Annotated in this window: 17 protein-coding genes; 10 read left to right on the top strand and 7 right to left on the bottom strand. The window is 68.0% G+C overall.

The window, feature by feature from the left end; genetic code table 11:
- The first annotated feature begins 5 nt into the window (after window positions 1–5).
- Genes F9K34_RS01875 through F9K34_RS01845 form a run of 7 tightly spaced genes read left to right on the top strand, consistent with a single transcriptional unit; the run spans window position 6 to window position 6,528 of the window.
- A complete protein-coding gene (locus F9K34_RS01875) occupies window positions 6–560 on the top strand; it encodes a hypothetical protein (protein WP_291334855.1) in 555 nt (184 codons plus the stop codon).
- A gap of 12 nt (window positions 561–572) precedes the next feature.
- Complete coding sequence (locus tag F9K34_RS01870; RefSeq protein ID WP_291334854.1) at window positions 573–2,303, top strand: cbb3-type cytochrome c oxidase subunit I; 1,731 nt, start codon at window positions 573–575, stop codon at window positions 2,301–2,303.
- 22 nt (window positions 2,304–2,325) lie between these two features.
- On the top strand, window positions 2,326–3,207 hold the full coding sequence (cyoE, locus tag F9K34_RS01865; RefSeq protein WP_291334853.1) for a heme o synthase: 882 nt from the start codon (window positions 2,326–2,328) through the stop codon (window positions 3,205–3,207).
- Window positions 3,195–4,019, top strand: a complete 825-nt coding sequence (locus F9K34_RS01860; RefSeq protein WP_291334851.1) for an SCO family protein — start codon at window positions 3,195–3,197, stop codon at window positions 4,017–4,019. Before cyoE ends, F9K34_RS01860 begins: the two co-directional genes overlap by 13 nt.
- Window positions 4,016–5,590, top strand: coding sequence for a cytochrome b N-terminal domain-containing protein (locus F9K34_RS01855; RefSeq protein ID WP_291334850.1), 1,575 nt, complete (start codon window positions 4,016–4,018; stop codon window positions 5,588–5,590). The genes F9K34_RS01860 and F9K34_RS01855 overlap by 4 nt, the downstream gene beginning before the upstream one ends.
- The gene (locus tag F9K34_RS01850; protein WP_291334849.1) at window positions 5,587–6,105 is read left to right on the top strand and encodes a hypothetical protein; all 519 of its coding nucleotides are present in this window, start codon (window positions 5,587–5,589) and stop codon (window positions 6,103–6,105) included. Before F9K34_RS01855 ends, F9K34_RS01850 begins: the two co-directional genes overlap by 4 nt.
- An 18-nt stretch (window positions 6,106–6,123) precedes the next feature.
- Window positions 6,124–6,528, top strand: a complete 405-nt coding sequence (locus F9K34_RS01845; protein WP_291334848.1) for a bacteriohemerythrin — start codon at window positions 6,124–6,126, stop codon at window positions 6,526–6,528.
- 14 nt (window positions 6,529–6,542) lie between these two features.
- On the opposite strand, the gene F9K34_RS01840 is transcribed toward F9K34_RS01845, so the two are convergent.
- The 6 genes from F9K34_RS01840 to F9K34_RS01815 form a co-directional block, all read right to left on the bottom strand.
- Window positions 6,543–7,124 carry a redoxin family protein gene (locus F9K34_RS01840; protein ID WP_291334847.1) on the bottom strand — a complete coding sequence of 194 codons (582 nt, stop codon included), beginning with the start codon at window positions 7,122–7,124 and terminating at the stop codon, window positions 6,543–6,545.
- Window positions 7,125–7,217: 93 nt separating this feature from the next.
- Window positions 7,218–7,517, bottom strand: coding sequence for a DUF4387 family protein (locus F9K34_RS01835; RefSeq protein WP_291334846.1), 300 nt, complete (start codon window positions 7,515–7,517; stop codon window positions 7,218–7,220).
- The gene (locus F9K34_RS01830; protein WP_291334844.1) at window positions 7,504–8,871 is read right to left on the bottom strand and encodes an acyclic terpene utilization AtuA family protein; all 1,368 of its coding nucleotides are present in this window, start codon (window positions 8,869–8,871) and stop codon (window positions 7,504–7,506) included. The genes F9K34_RS01835 and F9K34_RS01830 overlap by 14 nt, the downstream gene beginning before the upstream one ends.
- Window positions 8,872–8,881: 10 nt before the next feature.
- A complete protein-coding gene (locus tag F9K34_RS01825; RefSeq protein ID WP_291334843.1) occupies window positions 8,882–10,408 on the bottom strand; it encodes a tripartite tricarboxylate transporter permease in 1,527 nt (508 codons plus the stop codon).
- Window positions 10,409–10,421: 13 nt separating this feature from the next.
- The gene (locus F9K34_RS01820; RefSeq protein WP_291334842.1) at window positions 10,422–10,862 is read right to left on the bottom strand and encodes a tripartite tricarboxylate transporter TctB family protein; all 441 of its coding nucleotides are present in this window, start codon (window positions 10,860–10,862) and stop codon (window positions 10,422–10,424) included.
- Window positions 10,862–11,830, bottom strand: a complete 969-nt coding sequence (locus tag F9K34_RS01815) for a Bug family tripartite tricarboxylate transporter substrate binding protein (RefSeq protein WP_291334841.1) — start codon at window positions 11,828–11,830, stop codon at window positions 10,862–10,864. Before F9K34_RS01815 ends, F9K34_RS01820 begins: the two co-directional genes overlap by 1 nt.
- 132 nt (window positions 11,831–11,962) lie before the next feature.
- On the opposite strand from F9K34_RS01815, the gene F9K34_RS01810 reads away from it, so the two are divergent.
- From F9K34_RS01810 to F9K34_RS01800, 3 genes are read left to right on the top strand one after another with little or no spacing between them, the layout of a single operon-like run.
- Entirely contained in the window at window positions 11,963–12,628 is a 666-nt protein-coding gene (locus F9K34_RS01810; protein ID WP_291334839.1) for a response regulator transcription factor, read from the top strand.
- Complete coding sequence (locus F9K34_RS01805; RefSeq protein ID WP_291334837.1) at window positions 12,625–14,049, top strand: sensor histidine kinase; 1,425 nt, start codon at window positions 12,625–12,627, stop codon at window positions 14,047–14,049. Before F9K34_RS01810 ends, F9K34_RS01805 begins: the two co-directional genes overlap by 4 nt.
- Entirely contained in the window at window positions 14,049–15,101 is a 1,053-nt protein-coding gene (locus tag F9K34_RS01800; protein WP_291334836.1) for an ABC transporter substrate-binding protein, read from the top strand. The genes F9K34_RS01805 and F9K34_RS01800 overlap by 1 nt, the downstream gene beginning before the upstream one ends.
- Window positions 15,102–15,134: 33 nt before the next feature.
- On the opposite strand, the gene F9K34_RS01795 is transcribed toward F9K34_RS01800, so the two are convergent.
- Window positions 15,135–15,698, bottom strand: coding sequence for a thiamine pyrophosphate-dependent enzyme (locus tag F9K34_RS01795; protein ID WP_291334835.1), 564 nt, complete (start codon window positions 15,696–15,698; stop codon window positions 15,135–15,137).
- Window positions 15,699–15,863: the final 165 nt, after the last annotated feature.

The raw sequence follows: 15,863 nt of genomic DNA, 5'->3' as shown, positions 1-15,863 counted from the left end.
CGGCCATGGCAATACACCCGCCCTCAAACCGGCTCTGGTGGAAGGAACCGATCCACGGCATCGAACTGGCCTGGATCGTGATCGCCTTCCTCTGGGGGCTGTTCATGTTCTTCTTCATGATCGCCTGGCACTTCATCGGGCAACAGAACCTGTCCAACGAGACCTACAAGGTCAAACCCGAAGCCTACGCCGAGCGGGTCGAGGCCTTTGCGGCCGAGTTCCAGGCCACCGGCGATGATGGCGCGCCCCTCGAGGAGGACGGCGTGCCGGTGGTCCGGCCCCCCGTCGGCGGCGACGCCTACATCCTGGCGCGGCTGTGGGAGTTCTGGCCGATCCTCGAACTGAAGAAAGGCGAAAGCTACCGCATCCACCTTTCGTCGGCCGACTGGCAGCACGGCTTCTCGTTGCAGCCCACCAACATCAACATCTCGGTCCATCCGGGATACGAGCACATCATCACCCTGACTCCCACGGAAAGCGGCACGTTCGGAATCGTCTGCAACGAATTCTGCGGGATCGGCCATCACACGATGACCGGGCGCATCCGGGTCGTGGACTAAGGGGGAACAGCAATGACCAGCATTGACCAAGGCGCGCTGACAGGGACAGGCGCCCGAACCTCGTGGCGGACCTGCCGATTCTCGGGGCTGAAGATCGAGGCCAACGCCGAGGCGCTGATCAAGGTGAACGCGGTGGCGGCCGTGATCTTCCTGGCGCTTGGCGGGCTGATGGGGCTGATGGTGGCCCTGACCCGCTGGCCGGCGATGCAGCTTCTGCCTGCCGAGTGGTTCTATCTGGTCCTGACAGGGCACGGCGCGAACGTGCTCCTGTTCTGGATCATCTTCTTCGAGATCGCCGTGCTCTACTTCGCCTCCGCCGTGATCCTCGGGTCGCGGCTGGCGGCGCCGAAGGTGGCCTGGTTCGCCTTCGTCCTCATGGTGGTTGGCGCGGTGATGGCGAACTACGCGGTGCTTCGCGGCGATTCGACGGTGATGTTCACCTCCTACCCGCCGATGCAGGCCTCGCAGTGGTTTTACCTCTCGCTGATCATCTTCGCGGTCGGCGCGCTGATCGCCACGTTCATCTTCTTCGGCACGCTGGTCGTCGCCAAGAACGAGCAGACCTATGACGGATCGGTGCCGCTGGTGACCTTCGGGGCGATCACCGCGGGCATCATCGCGGTCTTCACCCTGGCCTCGGGCGCGATCATCCTGATCCCGACCTGGTTCTGGTCCCTCGGGCTGATCACCAACATCGACACGCTGATGTACAAGGTCGTCTGGTGGGGCATGGGCCATTCCAGCCAGCAGATCAACGTCTCGGCCCATGTCTCGATCTGGTATGCGATCGGGGCCATGGTGGTGGGCGCCAAGCCCCTCTCCGAGAAGGTCAGCCGCACCGCCTTCTTCATGTACATCCTGTTCCTGCAGTTGGCCTCGGCGCACCACATCCTGGCGGAGCCGGGCATGTCGTCGAGCTGGAAGATCGTCAACACCTCCTACATGATGTACCTCGCGGTCATGGGGTCGATGATCCACGGCCTGACGGTTCCCGGCGCGATCGAGGCGGCCCAACGGCGCAACGGCTTCACCCGCGGCGCCTTCGAGTGGCTGACCAAGGCGCCCTGGGGCAACCCGGCCTTCGCGGGCATGTTCCTGAGCCTCGTGATGTTCGGCTTCATCGGCGGCATCTCGGGCGTCGTGCTCGGGACCGAGCAGCTGAACGTGCTGATGCACAACACCATCTATGTGCCGGGCCACTTCCACGGCACGGTGGTGGCGGGGACGACGCTGGCCTTCATGGCGATGACCTATCTCGTGGTGCCGCTGATCTTCCAGCGCGACATCCTCTGGCCGGGTCTGGCGAAATTGCAGCCCTTCGTCTTCGGCATCGGTGCGGGCGGCATCTCGCTCTTCATGATGGGCGCGGGCACGCTGGGCGTTGCGCGGCGGCACTGGGACATGTCGCTGACCGACGCGGCGCACGCCTACGAGTTTCCGGCAGCCGCCTACCTGATGATGGGGCTGAACGGCATCTCGGCGATCATGGCCGCGCTCGGCGGGGTGATGTTCATCGTGATCGTGGTCGGCTCGATCCTGGCCGGGCCGCGGCTTGACCGGCCGGGCGCGAAGCTCACCTTCCCGCTGCATGACAAGAGCCGCGAATCCGTGTCCGAATACGGCAGCCACGGGACGCTGAAGCTGCCGGGGACGCTGATCCTGGTCGGTATCTTCTTCGCCTGCTTCGTGCTCTACTACTTCGTGAACTGGAAGTACCTGTCGGAACTGTGGCTGTTCAACTGACCTGACAGGAAGGAGCCAGGACATGCAAACCGCCCTGACGATGACCGTCTCGATCCTGAAACTGCGGATCGGTTCTTTCATCGCGCTGGCCGCGCTGGTCGGGATCCTCACCGGCGGCGGTCGGCTGGGCTGGATCGAGGCGGCTGTCTTCACCCTCGCCGTGCTGGGCGCCTCCGGCGCGGCGGGGGCCTTCAACCAGTACTTCGAACGCGACACCGACCGGCTGATGGCGCGCACCTTCGGCCGGCCCTTCGCCAGCGGCACGCTGAAGGCAGGGCCGATCTGGCCCGTCACCTTCACCCTCCTGCTCATGGCCTCGATCCTGATGGGCTGGTCGGTGGGCGGCTCGCTCGCCGCCGTGCTGATCTTTCTCGGCGCCTTCACCTACGGCGTGGTCTACACGCTCTGGCTGAAGAAGCGCACCGTCTGGAACGTCGTGATCGGTGGCGCGGCCGGCAGTTTCGCACTCCTCGCCGGCGCGGCCGCGGCGGCCGATCCCTTCGGACCCGCACTCGGACCCGTGCCGATCTTGCTGGCCGCCGTCCTCTTTCTCTGGACCCCGCCGCATTTCTGGGCGCTCGCCGCGCTCAGGGCCGAGGACTACCGCCGCGCCAATGTCCCGATGCTGCCCGTGGTGTCCGGGCACGAGACATGGGGCAAGGTGATCTTCGTCCATGTCGTGGCCCTCGTCGCGCTGTCGCTCGGGCCGCTCTTCTTCGGTCTCGGCCCGGTCTACGGGATCTGCGCCGCCATCGCGGGTATCTGGTTCCTGGTCACGAGCTGGCAACTGATGCGGGAGCCGTCGAAGCAGCGGTCGCGCGCGACCTTCCTCGCTTCGCTCGGGCATTTCGCCCTGCTGTCACTGGGGGTCGTGCTCGACCGGGGTCTGGCATGGGCACTCTGAAGTCGGCACTTCTGGCCTGCCTCCTTGCCTTTCCCGCCTGGGCCGAGACTGCCGATCTGGACGTCGAGACCGCCTATGAGGCGAGCCAGGCGGCGATCGGGCGCCAGACGTCGGACCATGGGCTGGTCGATCACACCGGCCAGCCGCTTGAGCTGGCGCAATTGCGTGGCAAGCCGCTTCTGGTCTCGCTGGTCTTCACCAGTTGTTCAACCGTCTGCCCCCTGACCACGAGCTATCTGCGCGACCAGGTGGAGAAGGCGCGGAACGCGCTGGGAGAGGACAGTTTCAACATCCTCACCTTCGGGTTCGACGCAAGCGGCGACCGTCCGGCGCAGCTTGCCGCCTTTGCCGGCACCCACAACCTGACCGACATCGACGGCTGGCATATCGCCAGCGCCGACGCCGAGACCACGGCGGCCTTCATCGAGGAGCTTGGCTTCTCCTACCGCGCGGTCGCCGGCAGCTTCGACCACGTGACGCAGACGACGATCCTCGATGCCGGCGGTGTCGTCTACCGCCAGGTCTATGGCGAGGCTTTCCCGCCGCAGGTACTGATCGAGCCATTGAAGGACCTGGTGCTCGGGCGGCAGACCCGCTCGGTCGCGCCGCAGGACCTCTGGAACCGGATCAACTTCCTCTGCACCGTCTACAACCCGCTGACCGGCGCCTACCGGTTCGACTACGGCATCTTCTTCGGCATCTTCTTCGGCGGCGTGTCGCTCATCCTGACCGGCATCGTCGTTCTGCGGCTCTGGCTGGAACGGCGGCGCGCGCTCAGGGCGTTGCCGAGACGGGACCGGGCCGCGTCATGACCGCACTCCGCGCCTGGGTCCGCAACGGTTTCGACCGTGCCGAACGCGTCCTCGACCGCGCCTTCGGGCCGGACTGGAATCCGCTCGCGCAGCTTGGCCCGATTGGCTGGTTCCTGTTCTGGACCGTCGCCGTCTCCGGCATCTACCTCTTCATCTTCTTCGACACCGGCGTGACCCAGGCCTATGCCTCGATCGAATGGCTGACGAAGGACCACTGGTGGCATGCCGGCATCGCCCGCAGCCTGCACCGCTATGCCTCCGACCTGATGGTCGTGGTGATGTTCCTGCACCTCGCCCGCGAATGGGCGATGGACCGTTACCGCGGCAAGCGCTGGTTCTCGTGGCTGACGGGCGTCTTCGTCATATGGTTCGTCTACCTCTCGGGCATCACCGGCTACTGGCTCGTCTGGGACAGGCTGGCGCAATACGTCGCCATGATCACGACCGAGCTGCTCGACACGCTCGGCATCTTCGCCGAGCCGATCGCGCGCAACTTCCTGTCGCCGCAGAGCCTTTCCAGCCGCTTCTTCACGCTGATGGTGTTCCTGCACATCGCCATCCCGTTACTGCTGCTCCTGCTGATGTGGATCCACATCCAGCGCATCACCGAGGCGCGCACCAAGCCGCCGCGCGGGCTTGCGGCGATCACGCTGGGGTCGCTGGTCGCAGGGTCGCTGATCCTGCCCGCCACCTCGCAGGGGCCGGCCGACCTCGCCAGCCTGCCGCAAAGCCTCGGCATCGACTGGTTCCTGCTCTCGCTCTATCCGGTGATCGAATCCGTCCCGGCGGGCGCGATCTGGGCCGGTGTCCTTGTGTTTACCCTCCTGCTGGCGGGCCTGCCCTGGCTGCCGCGCCGCCGCGAGGGCGCGGCGGCTGAGGTGTTCCTTGACCACTGCAACGGCTGCTCGCGCTGCGTCGCCGACTGCCCCTATGCCGCCATCACGCTGGTCCCGCGCAGCGACGGCCTGCCCTTCACCCACGAGGTGGAGGTCAATGCCGACCGCTGCGTGTCCTGCGGCATCTGCATGGGGTCCTGCCCGTCCTCCACGCCCTTCCGCCGCTCGGGCCCGCTGATCACCGGCATCGACCTGCCCGACCGTCCGCTTGCAGAGGTCCGGGCCGAGGTGATCGAGGCCGCCGCGGCGCTGGAGGGAATGCCGGGGCGGGTGATGACGCTCGCCTGCGCGCATGGCGCGGCGGCGGAGGCCGCACCGGGCCGTGTCGTCCTGCCCTGTGTCGCGATGGCCCCGCCCTCGCTGATCGACTTCATCATCAGCCGCGACCTGGCCGACGGCGTGGCCGTCGCCGGCTGCGCCGAGCGCGACTGCTTCAACCGCTTCGGCGTCGCCTGGACCCGCGCCCGCTTCGAGCGCAGCCGCGACCCCTACCTGCGCCAGCGTGTGCCGCGCGAACGGGTGCTGACGGTCTGGGCCGGCCCCACGGAAACCGTGCGCCTGCAGAAGGAACTCGGTTCCTTCACATCTCGGCTGGGCGCCATGCCGGCCTTTGCCGGGGCACGGTCCCTCGACGCCGAGGAAACCGCCCCGGCCGAGACGGAGGCGGCGAAGTGACCGCGCGAACGGATTGGCGCGGCCGCGGCCGCCATCTCGCCCTGGGCGGCGCGCTGTCGCTGGTCGTGGTACTGGCGGCGGCCGCGCTCTCGGCCTGGCCCGCATGGCAGAGCCTGCCGCCCGACACCGCACTGCTGCGGCTGAGCTTCACCCACAGCGGCGTCCGCAACTGCCGCGACCGCACCGAGGAGGAACTGGCGAAACTGCCGCCCAACATGCGCAACAGCCAGATCTGCGACCGTCGCCGCGCGCCGGTGCGGGTCGAGATGGACGTCGACGGGCAAACCGTCATCGCCGCCGACCTGCCGCCCAGCGGGCTGGCCGGCAGCGGCCCCTCGCGCATCTACCGACGGGTTGAACTACCGGCGGGCAGCTACCATCTCACCCTCAGGATGCGCGACGATCCCTCGGTTGCGGGCTTCACCCAGGAAGCCGCTTTCGACATTGACCTGTCCCCGGCCGAAAGCCTTGCCGTCGATTTCGACGCGACGACCGGCCGGTTCTTCCTGCACTGACCGCCACGGAGGACCCAAATGGCCCCCATCGCATGGAAGCCGGAGTTCAGCGTCGGCGATCCCGCCGTCGACCACGAACACCGCGAGCTTGTCGAGCTGGTGAACGCCGCCGCGGGCGCCATTCTCGACGGCCGTCCGGATGCGGACGTGGACCGCTGTCTCGGCGATCTCTACCGGGCGATCTCGGCGCATTTCGCCCATGAGGAACGCCAGATGACCCGCGCCGGCTATGATCAGCTGACGCCCCACAAGGGCGACCACGAGCGGCTCCTCGACGCGCTGCGCGACATCATGGACGGGACGGCGGCGGGCGAGGCGCCGACGGCGGAGCGGTTGACCGCGGTGCTGGAGGCCTGGTTCACCGACCACTTCCGCACCCATGATGCGCGGCTGCATCGCCGGCTCGGTCCGCACGATCACTGACCCCGGCCGCCGTATCAGGGCTCTTGCGAGAGCTCCGCGATCAGCGGCAGGATCTCGTCCTCCACGACACGCCGATCGAGCGGGCCGACGAGCGCATGCGCAACGCGCCCCTCGGCAGTGATCACGAAGGTTGCGGGCAATCCGTAGGCGCCCCAGGCTCGTGCCACGGTGCCGTCTGCATCGACCCCGATCCGGTCGAACGGATCGCCGACGGCGGTCAGAAACCGCTGCGCCGCCGGCAGACGGTCATCGGAGTTGATGCCGTAAACGACGACACCCGGCGTTGCCGCCAGGTCCCGCAGGAGCGGCATTTCCTCGCGGCAGGGCACGCACCACGAGGCCCAGAAGTTCACGACGGCGACCTTGCCTCGCAGGTCTCTGGCGGCCAGGCCCGGATCGCCTGTCGTCAGCGGAGGCAGCGAAAACTCCGGTATCGGGTTGCCAGTGGGCGGTTGTGGCGCCACTGCCTGTCTGTCGTCGAACTTGCCGAAGCCGACGAACCAGCCAACGACCAGCACCAGGACCAGCACCAGCGGCCCGGCCATCAACACAAGGCCGCCGAGCAGCGGCTGCGTCCGTTTGCGACGTGTCCACACGGCAGGCCTCCCCATCCCTTTCCGGCGAAGGGACGCGGAACGATATCAAATCCGTTTTGCGCTTAGAACGGGCAATCGCACGTCTGGCCGTCGTCAGTCGCCAAGTTCCATCTCGGCCAGAAGATGCGCCCACTGGGCGCCGTGCATGTCGCGGTCCTCGCGGCTGCCCTGGACGACGGGGCGAGGAAAGGAAATCTTGATCACGTTCAGCTCGGCGATGTCGAACCGCTTGAGAAGCTGCTCCGGCTGGCCATAGACCCGCGCGATGGCGGCGGTGGGCAGGCGCGAAAGCCGGGCGAATGCCACCGCGCTGCCGCAGAAGATGTCGACCGTCACCCAGAAGGGGCCGGCATTCTTCGACCGGACCTTCAGCGCGATGTCAGCGACGCGCATGGCCAACCTCCGTCACTGTCAGACGGAAAGCGTCCATCGGCGCATCGAGCCGCATCACGTGGTTCAGTGCGAATTCATAGAGCGCGCCACGGTCGGTCGTAGCCGGGGAATAGGGAAAGGCGAAGGTCGGCAGTTCCTCGTCGGGCGTCAGCGGATGGTGCAGAACGAAGGGATTGATCAGCTTGCCGATCTCGCTGGCCAGGGCCTGCGACGCGGCCGTGACGATGCCGAGGACGCCGATCTCGACCGGCTGTCCCCGCCGTGTCTCCATCGCCCCGAGCGCGCCGTCCTGGCCGATCAGGCGGAACTCCAGCGAATAGGCCAGTGGTTCGAGTCCCATGCGGCGGGAAATTTCGGCGGCGAGGAAGGCCTGCAGGCCGGCGACCCAGTCGCGGGCCTTCGCGACATAGCGCGGGTCGCGCAGGATGGCGAGGATCGTGGTCTGGTATCCCGCCGCCCGTGCGCCTTCCAGCTTTACGGTGTAGGGGCCCGGAACCCAGCGCGAACCCTCGACCCGCACCCGCCGGCCGTCGAGCGCCGCGTAGCGCGCGGCGGTCACATCGAGGTGGCCGCCCGGCTCGTACAGTCGAAACGGATCGGAATTTTCATAGAGCATGTGGGCCGAGACGGAGAAGGGCGTGCAGGCCGCCGCCTCGGCCATGGGCTCGACGGTGAAGCCCGCCGCGTCGAACTCCACCATGATGGTGCCGGTCATCGGGTGGGTCGAGCACAGCGCGCCGCATTCGGCGATCTTGGCGCCATGCCAGGCGGCGCCGGCGTGGTCACCCCGCGCGAGCGGTAGGGCCGCGATCAGCGCGGTGTCGGTGGTGCGGCCGCAGATCACGATCTCGGCCCCGGTGGCCAGCGCCGCCTGGACCTGCTCGGCCCCCGCCAGGGCGACGATGTTGGTCATGGCGGAGAGGCCGGCCTCGGTGATCTCGGGGGCAGGGGTCAGAGGCGCGATGCGGCCCTCGCGCAGGGCGGTGATCACCCGCTCGGCCGGTTGACCGGAGTAGAGCCGGGCGACGCGGGCCGACTGACCGAGTTCCGCCGCCAGTTCGGCGGTGATGTCGAACATCCAGTCCACCGTCGCGTCGGCGCCGCAGGTGCCGGCGGTGCCGATCACCAGCGGGACCCCGGCCTCGGCCCGCGCCAGCATCAGCTCCCGCCATTCGGCCCTGGTCGCCGCGCGCGAGTATTTCGACTGCCCCGCGCCCAGAGAGTAGGGCCCGCTGTCGGTGGACCCCCCGTCGATGGCGATGATGTCGGGGCGCATCGCCACCCCGCGCGCCAGCGCCTTGCGGTCGAAGCCAAGGCCCAGAACCCCGGAAGGCACCAGCACACGGGTCGGCATCGTCGTCTCCTCAGTCGGCGTCCAGCGGCATGTCGCTGGGCGGGATCGGCGGCCGTTTCACCAGCCGGCGCAGGAACATCGGCGCGAGGAAGCCGCCGGCCGCGAAGAGCCAGAGCCCGAGCGCGATCGGTGTCGAGAAGAGGTAGGTCCAGTCGCCGTCCGAAATCACCATCGCGCGGCGCAGCGCGTCCTCCATCGCACTCCCCAGAAGGATGCCGAGGATCACCGGTACGGTCGGCACCTCGAGCTTGCGCAGGACGTAGCCGAGCACCCCGAAGGCGATCATCACGAGCATGTCGAAGTAGCTGCCCGACAGCGAGAAGATGCCGACGAAGCTGACCATCGTGACCATCGGCATCAGGATCCACGGCGGCACCATCAGGATCTTCACGAAGAGCTTCACCATCGGCACGTTTATCACCAGGAGCACCACGTTGGCGATGAAGAGGCTGGCGATCAGGCCCCAGACGACCTCTGGCTGTTCCTTGAAGAGGAGCGGTCCCGGCGTGATGTCGAGCGTCATCAGGAGCGCGAGCATGACCGCCGTGGTGCCCGACCCGGGAACGCCGAGGGTCAGCATCGGGATCATCGCGCCGCCTGCTGCCGCGTTGTTGCCGGCTTCGGGCGCGGCGACACCGCGCGGATCGCCCTTGCCGAAGCGGCCGGAGGAGCCGACCCAGCTTTTCTCGGCCATGTAGGCCATGAAGGAACCGAGCGAGGCGCCGGCTCCGGGCAGGATGCCGGCGATGAAGCCGAGGCCGGTGCTGCGCAGCATGGTGGCGAAGGTCGCCTTCAGGTCGGCCCAGGGAATCGTCAGCTTGCCCAGCGTCACGCCGATGGCGCTGCTGCGGCCGTGGCTTTCGATGAAGATGAAGATCTCCGAGATGGCGAAGAGGCCGACGATGGCGACGAGGAAGTCGATCCCGTCCATGAGGTGCAGGTTGCCGCCGGTGAACCGCGGCAGGCCGGTGGCGTTGTCGAGCCCGATCACCGCGAGGCCGAGGCCGAGGCAGGCCGCGAAGGCGGATTTGGCCTGGTTCGACGAGGTCATGCCGCCGAGGGTCGCGAAGGCAAGCGCGTAGAGCGCGAAGTACTCCGCCGGGCCGAAGAGATAGGCGATCGAGGCGAGCACCGGGGCGATTACGACGAGGCCCACGGTCGACAGGAACGAGCCCATGAACGACGCGACGCCCGAAATGACGAGCGCGTCGCCGGCGCGGCCCTGGCGGGCCATGGGATAGCCATCGAGCGTCGTCATCATCGCCGGTTCGTCGCCGGGAATGTTGAGGAGGATCGAGGAAATCCGCCCGCCGTACATGCAGCCGTAGTAGACCGACGTCAGCAGGACCAGCGACTGGGTCGCGTCGAGCCCCAGCGCGAAGGCCAGGGGAATGAGGATCGCCACGCCGTTCGACGGGCCGAGGCCCGGCAGCGCGCCGATGATCGTCCCGAGGAACGCGCCCGCGACGGCAAGGAACAGGGTGAACGGCGTCAGGGCGACCCCGAATCCCATCGAGAGGTTGGCAAGTGTTTCCATGCGACGCGCTCCCTCAGCCCATCAGCGCCCGGGGAAGGGCGGCGAGCCCCAGGCCGAGGCCGAACTTGAAGATGACGTACAGAACCGCCGAGAGAGCGGCCCCCATGATCACGCTCTGCACCGGCTTCGGATCGATCAGGTAGCCGATGGCGGCCGAGGCGAGTGCCGTCGGAATGAGAAAGCCGAGGGGCACGACCGCATAGGCATAGGCCACGAGGACCACGAGTGCTGCGCCCATCGCAACCCAGGCGGCGCGGGCCGGCCAGTGCGGTTCCGGGTCAGGCCGGGCGAGAATGGAGAGGCCGCAAAGAAGCGAGGCCCCGGAGATCAGGATCGGGAAGACGCGGGGCCCGAGCGGATCGCTGAGAAAGCTGGTCTGGATCTGGAGGGCGCCCGCGAAGAACGCGAGCGCCCCGATCACCACGACCAGACCGAAGATCCGGTCGCTGGCCATCACTGGATGACCCCGATGTCCTTCGACAGCTGCGTCGTGTCGGCGACGACGCCGTCGATCCAGCCCTGGAAGTCGCCGCCGACCTTGGTGAAGGGGGCGAGGCCGTTGTCGGCCATGATCTGCTTCCACTCGGCGCTGTCGGCCACGGTCTGCAGCTTCTCGGCCCAGCCATTGAAAGCCTCGTCCGAGATGCCCTTGGGCACGTAGAGGCCGCGCCAGTTGACCACCTCGACGTCGAAGCCCTGCGACTTGGCGGTCGGGATCTCCTCGAAACCGGGCACCGGCTCGGCCGTCAGCACCGCCAGCGCGCGCACGTCGCCCGACTTGATGAAGCCCGAGATTTCCGACATGTCGCCGGTCATCGCCTGGGTGAAACCGCCGATGGTCTGGGTGATCGCCTCGGCGCCGCCGTCAAGGCCGATGTACTTGACCGATGCGAAGTCGGTGAAACCCGCGGCCTTAAGCACCATCAGCGGCTTGAGGTGGTCGAAGCCGCCCGCCGCCGAACCGCCGGCGAAGGTCACCGAGGCCGGATCGGCCTTGATCGCCTCGACGAGGTCGCCGAGCGTCTGGAACGGGCTGTCCTTGGCCACGACGATCACGCCGGGATCACCGCCGATGGCGCCCACGAAACGGACCTGGTCGGCCGTCATGCCGGCATAGGCATTCTGCGCCAGTCGCGTGGTGGTCGCGGACGAGGCGGCGACGATGAGGTCGGCATCCTCATTACGCTTGGTCACGACATGGGTATAGGCGACACCGCCGCCGGCCCCGGCCATGTTGGTCACCTGCACCGGCTGGTCGACCAGCTTGAGGTCATAAAGCAGCTTGCCGATCTGGCGGCAGGTGAAATCCCAGCCGCCCCCGGCGTCCGCCGGCGCGATGCATTCGGTCGCATAGGCATTGCCGCCCAGCGTCATGGCCAGCACGGCGCCGCCCAGGGCGGTGCGGATCGAAGTCTTGTTCATCCAGGTTCTCCCTCTTGCTTGCGAAGGCAGGTCATTTTCGCTTGGCCTGCCCCTTGCGGCAGTGACGATTATGCGGAAAGCTGACACGAACCTGACACCACAACAGTCGATTGGGTCGGAACTCCCGAAGGCATGCGGTACCTTCTCGTCGAAGACGCTGTGGAACTGGCAGAGTCTGTCAAGGACCTTCTGCGCCTTGGCGGCCATGCGGTCGACTGGTCTGCAAGCCTTGCCGAGGCCCGCGATTGTCTCGGCGGGGCGAGCTACGACCTGATCCTGCTGGACATTGCCCTGCCGGATGGCGACGGGCGGCGGTTTCTCTCCGAGCTGCGCCGGCAGGGCAATGCGACGCCGGTCATCATGATGACCGCCCGCAGCGCCGTGTCGGACCGGATAGATGCGCTCGACGGCGGGGCCGACGACTATCTGACCAAGCCCTTCGACCCGGCCGAGCTGGAGGCGCGCGCGCGTGCCGTCCTGCGCCGCAGGGGGGGTGCCGCAAGCTCGACCCGCCAGCTCGCCGACCTCAGCTTCGACCCCTTGACCGCGACGCTGACGGTCGCCGGCGACCCGCGCGAACTGCGCAACCGCGAGATGCGCCTCTTCGAGGTGCTGATCGGCGCACCCAACTGCATCTTCTCGAAGGACCAACTCTGCGACCGGCTGTTTTCCTTTGCCGAAAGCGTGACGGAAAACGCGATCGAGGTCTACGTCGCGCGCCTGCGCCGCAAGCTCGAAGGCTCCTGCGTGCGCATAGAGACGGTGCGCGGCCTCGGCTACCGCCTCACGCTGCCATGACCGATCCGGCGCGCGGCCCCGGATCCCTGCCGCGCCGCCTTGCGGCGGTCGGCCTTGGCGGATCGCTGCAGCGCAAGCTCATCTGGCAGTTCCTCGCGGCCGCGGCCCTCGCCGCGGTGACGCTGTTCCTGGCGATCCGCGTCACCGCCGATCGCGCCGCCGAGGCCGCGCAGGATTCGGTCCTTGCCGCCGCGACCCTCGCCCTGTCGGAGGGGCTTCTTGCCGAGGACGACGAGCTTGACCTCGACCTGCCGCCCACGGTCCTCTCGATGCTGTCGGCGATGGGCGAGGATCAGGTCTTCTACCGGGTCGTCCTGCAGGGACGGACGGTGACCGGCTATGAGAACCTCGCGCTCCCCGCGGCGATCCCGACGGGCGGGGAGCCGGTCTTCTACAAGACCTCGCTGAACGGGACGCCCGTGCGGGCCGCCAGCCTGACCCGCACCATCCTTTTCGACGGGGCGCAGACGGACGTGCAGTTCGCGCTGGCCCAGACCCGTCATGGCCAGGCCGCGATCGCCGATGCCATCGCCCGCAGGGCGGGATTTCTCGGCATCGGGTTCTTTGTCCTTGCCGTGCCGATGAGCCTATTGGCGGCCCGCGCCATCCTCGGCCCCATCGGTCAGGTCGCCGATGGCGTGTCAAGACGCGGGCCCCAGGACCTGCGCCCGGTGGCCGAGCGCGTCCCCCCCGAACTCGCGCCCTTCATCGCGGCCCTGAACGGGTTCATCCGGCGCCTCAGGCTCGCCCATTCCAGGACCGAAACCTTCATCGCCGAAGCCGCCCATCACATCCGCACACCCCTGTCGGCGATCCGCGCCGAAGCGGAAGTCGCCCTGCATGAGGCCGGGGACGACAATATCCGCACCCGCCTGCGCCGGGTGATCCGCTCGGCCGAGGAATGTTCGCGGTCGGCCAGCCAGTTGATGGATCATGCTCTCGTCATGTCGCGCAGCGACCGCGAGGTGCGCGGCCCGGTCGAACTTGGCGCCCTGCTCGACGGACTGATCGCCAGCATGCGGCCGACCGCCGACCTTCGCGAACTGTCCCTGCGGTGGCGCCGGCCCGATGAGCCGGTGGTGGTTCTCGGTGACAGGCTCCTGCTGGAGACCGCGCTGCGCAACATCCTCGACAATGCGATCAAATATTCCAATCCGGACGATGCGATCGACCTCCTGCTCGAGGTGTCCGGGCGAGAGGCGAGCGTGAGCGTGCTGGATCGCGGCCGGGGCATCGCCAAGGCCGACCTCGCCAGCCTCGCCCCCCGGTTCCAGAGGGGCGAGAATGTCCGCGACATCGTCGGCTCGGGCCTCGGGCTGACGATGGTGACCGAGGTCAGCGACTCGCATGACGGCCGGTTCCGGCTGGAACCGCGCGAAGGAGGTGGCACTTGCGCCCATTTCAGCCTTCCTCTCGCCTGATGGCAGGCCCGATCACGGTCCTGGTCAGGGCGCTGATCCTCGGTGTCGCGCTGATGCTGGCCGGACCTGCGGCTGCGCTCGATGTCGAGGAGGAGTTCGTGCTGGGGCAGGGGGTCGCCGCATCTCCGCTCCGCATCCTCTCGACCACCGATGTCTCGGCGGCACGGCCGTTCCTGGAAGCCTTCCACGGCGCGAACCCCGATGTGCCGATCCGCTACACCGTCGCGTCGACGATCTCGGCCTACGACGCGATTGCGCGCGAGAAGCTGTCCTTCGACCTCGTGATCTCCTCGGCAATGGACTTGCAGATGAAGCTGGCCAACGACGGCCATGCCCGGCCGATCCCGGACTCGGCCGAACTCGACGCGGTGCCCCGCACGGCGCGTTGGCGGGACCTGATCGTCGGCATCTCGGTCGAGCCGGTTGTCATCGTGGCGCGTTCCGATGCCTTCGCGGCGGATGAAGTCCCCCATACCCGGCGCGAACTCATCGACCGCCTGCGCGAGGATCCCGAGCGATTCCGCGGCAGGGTCGGCACCTACGATCCGGCCACCTCGGGGGCGGGTTATCTCTTCGCCAGCCAGGACGCGGCCTTCGGCAGCACCTTCTGGCGGCTGGCAGAAGTCATCGGGCGCCTCGACGCCCGGCTTTACTGCTGCTCCGGCGAGATGATCAACGATCTGGCGGACGGCAAGCTCCTGGTGGCCTATAACCTGGTCGGCAGCTATTCCCGCGCCCGCGCCGCAGAGGACCCGCGCCTTCTGGTGATCGAGCCGGACGACTTCACGCTGCAACTGCTGCGCACGGCGCTGGTGCCGCAATCGGCCGCAAATCCCGACGCCGCCGTGCGGATGCTGAATTTCCTGCTGTCCGACGCGGGCATCGCGGCCATCAACGTGGTGCCGGGCCAGATATCGGTGATGAGCGCCCCGTCCGGCCGCCTCGGGGCCTCGCGCACGATCCGCCTGGACCCCGGCCTCCTCGCCAATCTCGACCGGATCCGCAAGGACGATTTCCTGCGCGAATGGACCGCGGCCATGGTGCAGCCCTGACCCGGCGGGGGTCGGGGCGGCTGCTCCGATTTGTCAAAGACCGGCGGCGGACTGCGCCTCCTCGCGCAGGGCATCGCCGAAGAGGATCATCGTCGGACCATCCGCGCCCACGCCGCGCCTCAGCAGGGCCGGAAGCTCGGCAAGCGACCGCAGCGGTTCCACCCGCCAGCCGCAGGCAGCAGCGATGGTGCCGAGGTCCGGGGTCAGGATATCGACGCCGAGGGGCGGGACGTTCTGGGCGATCATGCAGGACTTGATCTCGCCGTAGCCCTTGTTGTCGTGCAGCATGAGGACGACCGGCACCCTCGCCTCGGCGGCGCTGGCAAGCTCTCCCAGCGTGAACTGGAGGCCGCCGTCGCCCGACAGCGCCACGACCGGCCGGTCGCCCGCCAGCCGCGCCCCCACGGCGGCCGGGAGCCCGTAGCCCAGCGTTCCGAACCCGGTGGCCGAGTTGAAGTAGCTGCCCGGGGTCGCGGCGGCAAAAGCGGTGTTGCCGGCATAGACGAGCTGCGTCGAGTCGCCGACGATCAGCGCCTCGGGCAGGGTGTCGCGGATCGTCTCCAGCAGGTGGAGGTCGCCCCGGAGGGCGCGGGGCAACCGCCGCCGCCAGCGCCCCAGCGGTCAGGCTGGCGTCGCCGACGATGCCGATCGCCGGCGCCCTGCCGCGCTGGGTCTGCGCGGCGTCGATGTCGGCGCGGATCAGCATGCCGGGAAGGGCGAAGCCGCCGTCCTCGAAGAAGTCGTAGTCCGTCGGGCCCAGCT

The organism is Albidovulum sp. (assembly GCF_008933605.1).
Taxonomy (GTDB): domain Bacteria; phylum Pseudomonadota; class Alphaproteobacteria; order Rhodobacterales; family Rhodobacteraceae; genus Albidovulum.
Note: the sequence above shows the minus strand (reverse complement) of the source record. Positions and strands in the feature narration are given on the sequence as shown.

What these genes read in the sequence shown, in the direction of transcription:
- F9K34_RS01835 (WP_291334846.1), bottom strand. Translation starts at nt 7,517, where the DNA reads ATGCGCGTCGCTGACATCGCGCTGAAGGTCCGGTCGAAGAATGCCGGC.
- F9K34_RS01870 (WP_291334854.1), top strand. Translation starts at nt 573, where the DNA reads ATGACCAGCATTGACCAAGGCGCGCTGACAGGGACAGGCGCCCGAACC.
- F9K34_RS01805 (WP_291334837.1), top strand. Translation starts at nt 12,625, where the DNA reads ATGACCGATCCGGCGCGCGGCCCCGGATCCCTGCCGCGCCGCCTTGCG.
- F9K34_RS01820 (WP_291334842.1), bottom strand. Translation starts at nt 10,862, where the DNA reads ATGGCCAGCGACCGGATCTTCGGTCTGGTCGTGGTGATCGGGGCGCTC.
- cyoE (WP_291334853.1), top strand. Translation starts at nt 2,326, where the DNA reads ATGCAAACCGCCCTGACGATGACCGTCTCGATCCTGAAACTGCGGATC.
- F9K34_RS01875 (WP_291334855.1), top strand. Translation starts at nt 6, where the DNA reads ATGGCAATACACCCGCCCTCAAACCGGCTCTGGTGGAAGGAACCGATC.
- F9K34_RS01830 (WP_291334844.1), bottom strand. Translation starts at nt 8,871, where the DNA reads ATGCCGACCCGTGTGCTGGTGCCTTCCGGGGTTCTGGGCCTTGGCTTC.
- F9K34_RS01845 (WP_291334848.1), top strand. Translation starts at nt 6,124, where the DNA reads ATGGCCCCCATCGCATGGAAGCCGGAGTTCAGCGTCGGCGATCCCGCC.
- F9K34_RS01800 (WP_291334836.1), top strand. Translation starts at nt 14,049, where the DNA reads ATGGCAGGCCCGATCACGGTCCTGGTCAGGGCGCTGATCCTCGGTGTC.
- F9K34_RS01810 (WP_291334839.1), top strand. Translation starts at nt 11,963, where the DNA reads ATGCGGTACCTTCTCGTCGAAGACGCTGTGGAACTGGCAGAGTCTGTC.
- F9K34_RS01855 (WP_291334850.1), top strand. Translation starts at nt 4,016, where the DNA reads ATGACCGCACTCCGCGCCTGGGTCCGCAACGGTTTCGACCGTGCCGAA.
- F9K34_RS01860 (WP_291334851.1), top strand. Translation starts at nt 3,195, where the DNA reads ATGGGCACTCTGAAGTCGGCACTTCTGGCCTGCCTCCTTGCCTTTCCC.
- F9K34_RS01815 (WP_291334841.1), bottom strand. Translation starts at nt 11,830, where the DNA reads ATGAACAAGACTTCGATCCGCACCGCCCTGGGCGGCGCCGTGCTGGCC.
- F9K34_RS01825 (WP_291334843.1), bottom strand. Translation starts at nt 10,408, where the DNA reads ATGGAAACACTTGCCAACCTCTCGATGGGATTCGGGGTCGCCCTGACG.